Source organism: Chitinimonas sp. (genome assembly GCF_041904975.1).
Classification (GTDB): Bacteria; Pseudomonadota; Gammaproteobacteria; order Burkholderiales; family Chitinimonadaceae; genus Chitinimonas.
In genome coordinates this window covers 1-3,130 of sequence record NZ_JAYRLZ010000381.1, presented here as the reverse complement: position 1 = coordinate 3,130, position 3,130 = coordinate 1, and the positions used below count along the sequence as shown (strand labels likewise).

Here is a 3,130-nt window from a genome sequence, read left to right as displayed (position 1 = left end):
GCGGCATAACGGCTTATGTAAGCGAATGACAACGCGGAGTTACCGCAAAACTCGGCCCGGCCCTGTGGGTTTTGTCGGAAAACCACCAGGCGCTGTGTTGTTGTGCACTGTGGTAGATCACTACCTTGCGTGCACAACGCCTTGCGCCTGGCGGCTTTCCGGCGAAACGCGATCCGCCGGCAAAACGTCAACAGAGCCTAGCAATGCCCCTTACCCTCACACCTGTCGCAGCCCCGGCCGGACTAGCCATCGATATCTGGCAGCTGGAAATGGACCTGACCGCCCAGCTGCCGCAGGTGCTCTGGCACTTGCTGAGCGAGGCAGAACAGCAGCACTTCCAGCGCTTTCGCCGCCACAGTGACCAGCAGCGATTCGCCCTGGTGCGCGCCAGCCTGCGGCAATTGCTGGGCGCCCGGCTCGGCGCCGATCCTGACCGATTGCCCATCGAAACCGGCCCACACGGCAAACCGCAGCTGGCCGGCCTGCCGCTGCATTTCAATGTGTCGCACGCGGGCGAATTGGCGCTGATTGCCATCTCGGCCGATCAGCCGGTAGGCATCGATATCGAGCGCGCCGGCAGCAGCCCGGAGCTGGCCGACTATGTGTGTTCGAACAGCGAGCTGGCCTATCTGGCCGCGCAAGCGGAGCGCGCCGCTGCCTTTCTGGCCATCTGGGCCGGCAAGGAGGCTGTGCTCAAAGCCTGGGGCTGCGGCATCAGCGAGCCACTGAACCGCCTCACCGCCCTGCCCGGCCCACGCTACCAGCTGGCCTGGGACGAACAGCCGCTCAGCGGCACCGAGGCATGGGCACTGCCGGTGCCGACGGGGTTTGCGGCGGCGTTGGCGGTGTGTGACCAGACTTGCTAAGGCAACACCTTACGTTCTAAATGACATCCAGCAAAAATTGAATACGCCAACCCGTTTGTATGGCCCCTTGGCATGTTATATCTCGTCCAAAGATAATCATCTGCCATACCTACGAGCACCACCCTTATAGTCAGATAGTGCGCAACATCGTCTCATTGGCGTAAATATAAACACCTTCATGGTGAAATAACCATGCCGCACATTCATCTTGGCTCAGCATGATTAAATCAGTATCGAAAAAATGGTCACCGAATAACTCTTTATGCCTAGAAACAAACTCAAGGATATTGGAGCAGTCAACCTCGAATGCACCCAATCCTATGCGGTAAGAGGAGTCTGATATCACCAAAACTCCTCCACACGGAAAGGCAGTTTCTGTCAGCTTTCTAAATATCACGTCATCCGCGGTACGCTCCCAAGGGCCTTCAAATCGAACCCAGCCTTTCAAATACTCTGCACGCGTGAAAAAATCGTGTACTGATTCAAAAGCGAGTCTATGCTTTTTGCCCCAAGCACCAAACGCACTCACCAACGGTGCAACCTTGTAACAGTTCACGGTCATTTAAAAAACTCCTTCCCAAAACACATATTTCATTCAGCGTATCCCAGGCGCCACCCTAAGCCCGCTGTATGCAAGCTACTTGCGTTCCTTTGTCAGTAGTCTCACGCGTCCAGCGTCGCCCCGCCATCCACGCGCAGATCATGCAGGGTGATATGGCGGGCGCGGTCGGATGCGAGAAAGCATACCGCCTCAGCAATATCGTCCGGATCAGCGATGCGGCCAAGCGGGATGCCGAGGCGCCAGCTGGCGGCGTCGCCGGCGATCACCTGGGCGGCGCTGTCCGGCCCCTGCCACAGCTGGCGCTGCATGGCGCTATCGGTGGAGCCGGGCGAGACGGTGTTGCAGCGGATGCCATAGGGCGCCAATTCCAGCGCCAGGCAGCGCATCAGCTGCATGGTAGCCGCCTTGGATGCGCAATAGGCCGCCATATTCAGGCGCGGCACGCTGGCGGCATTGGAACCGACCGTGACAATGGCACCCTGCCGGCGCGCCATCATGGCGGGCGCCACCGCCTGGCACAGTTGCACCGGGCCACGGGTATTCACTGCCAGGGTGGCGTCCCAGTCGGCATCAATCATCTCCAGCACCGAGCCGGGGCGAAGGATACCGGCGACATTGACCAGGATGTCGATTTCACCGAGCAGCTGCCGGCACTGGCTGACCGCCGCATCGATGGCCGGCCGATCGCGCACATCGACCGGCAGGGCCAGCAGGCCAGGGCCGCCATCCATGGCCGCATACTGCGCGGCCAGCCGCTCGGCGTCGCTATCGAGCATGGCCACCTTCGCGCCCTGCCTCGCCAACTTGCGCGCCACCGCCGCACCAATACCCTGCGCAGCACCGCTGACCAGGGCGATTTTTCCACTGAATTCCATGGCTAATACTCTGATTCAAATACTGTTAGTAATAATCAAAACCCAAAACCTGTAGACACAGAGGGCACTGAGAACACAGAGCGCACAGAGAAGGGCAAGTGCGAGCGCCACAGTCTTGGCCGTAGGTCGGAATTCATTCCGACAGCTGCAGGCAATACGTGAGCACGGCAAGCCTTGCTGTCGGAACAAGTTCCGACCTACAAGTCCGAATTCCATGGCTAATACCTTGATTTAAAAAGCTACGTTATTTTGAAAATGCTCAAAAACCTGAAACCTGTAGGCACAGAGGGCACTGAGAACACAGAGGCCACAGAGAAGGGCAAGTGCGAGCTCCAACGTCTTGGCGGTAGGTTGGAATTCATTCCGACGGCTGCAGGCAATACGTGAGCACGGCAAGCCTTGCTGTCGGAACACGTTCCGACCTACGCGTTTTGCCTTTCTCTGTGCGCTCTGTGTTCTCGGTGCCCTCTGTCTCAACAGGTGTTGGGTTTCCCTTCATGAACCCTGGCAAGCCGCCAGTGTCGGCCGGGAATTCAGGCGTGGCACCACCACCGGGGCGCCGTCGCCCAGTGCTTGCAGCACATCGGCTTCCACGCCATACAGCTGCGCGATCAGGGCCGGGGTGACCACCGTGCCGGGTGGGCCATCGGCGATGATGCGGCCATCGCGCATGGCGATCAGGCGGTCGGCATAGCGGGCGGCGGCAGCGAGATCATGCAGCACCAGCACCACCGCCCTGCCCTGCCCGGTCAGCTGCTTGAGCCGGCCCAGCACTTCCAGCTGGTGGCCAAGATCCAGCATCGAGGTCGGTTCATCCAGCAGCAGTA

General features: G+C 59.6%; 3 protein-coding genes and 1 pseudogene. 1 reads left to right on the top strand and 3 read right to left on the bottom strand.

Annotated elements, in window-relative coordinates; all coding sequences use genetic code 11:
• Positions 1–203 precede the first annotated feature (203 nt).
• Positions 204–866, top strand: coding sequence for a 4'-phosphopantetheinyl transferase superfamily protein (locus ACE3OH_RS21125; protein WP_374357874.1), 663 nt, complete (start codon positions 204–206; stop codon positions 864–866).
• A gap of 130 nt (positions 867–996) precedes the next feature.
• Here the strand turns inward: ACE3OH_RS21125 and ACE3OH_RS21120 are convergent, their stop codons facing one another.
• From ACE3OH_RS21120 to ACE3OH_RS21110, 3 genes and pseudogenes are all read right to left on the bottom strand, one after another.
• Positions 997–1,428, bottom strand: coding sequence for a hypothetical protein (locus ACE3OH_RS21120; RefSeq protein ID WP_374357871.1), 432 nt, complete (start codon positions 1,426–1,428; stop codon positions 997–999).
• Between the two features lie 101 nt (positions 1,429–1,529).
• Positions 1,530–2,303, bottom strand: a complete 774-nt coding sequence (locus ACE3OH_RS21115) for a 2,3-dihydro-2,3-dihydroxybenzoate dehydrogenase (protein ID WP_374357868.1) — start codon at positions 2,301–2,303, stop codon at positions 1,530–1,532.
• A 495-nt stretch (positions 2,304–2,798) separates the two neighbouring features.
• Positions 2,799–3,130 (bottom strand): annotated as a pseudogene (locus ACE3OH_RS21110) (ABC transporter ATP-binding protein); the annotation flags it as partial.

What these genes read in the sequence shown, in the direction of transcription:
- ACE3OH_RS21115 (WP_374357868.1), bottom strand. Translation starts at nt 2,303, where the DNA reads ATGGAATTCAGTGGAAAAATCGCCCTGGTCAGCGGTGCTGCGCAGGGT.
- ACE3OH_RS21125 (WP_374357874.1), top strand. Translation starts at nt 204, where the DNA reads ATGCCCCTTACCCTCACACCTGTCGCAGCCCCGGCCGGACTAGCCATC.
- ACE3OH_RS21120 (WP_374357871.1), bottom strand. Translation starts at nt 1,428, where the DNA reads ATGACCGTGAACTGTTACAAGGTTGCACCGTTGGTGAGTGCGTTTGGT.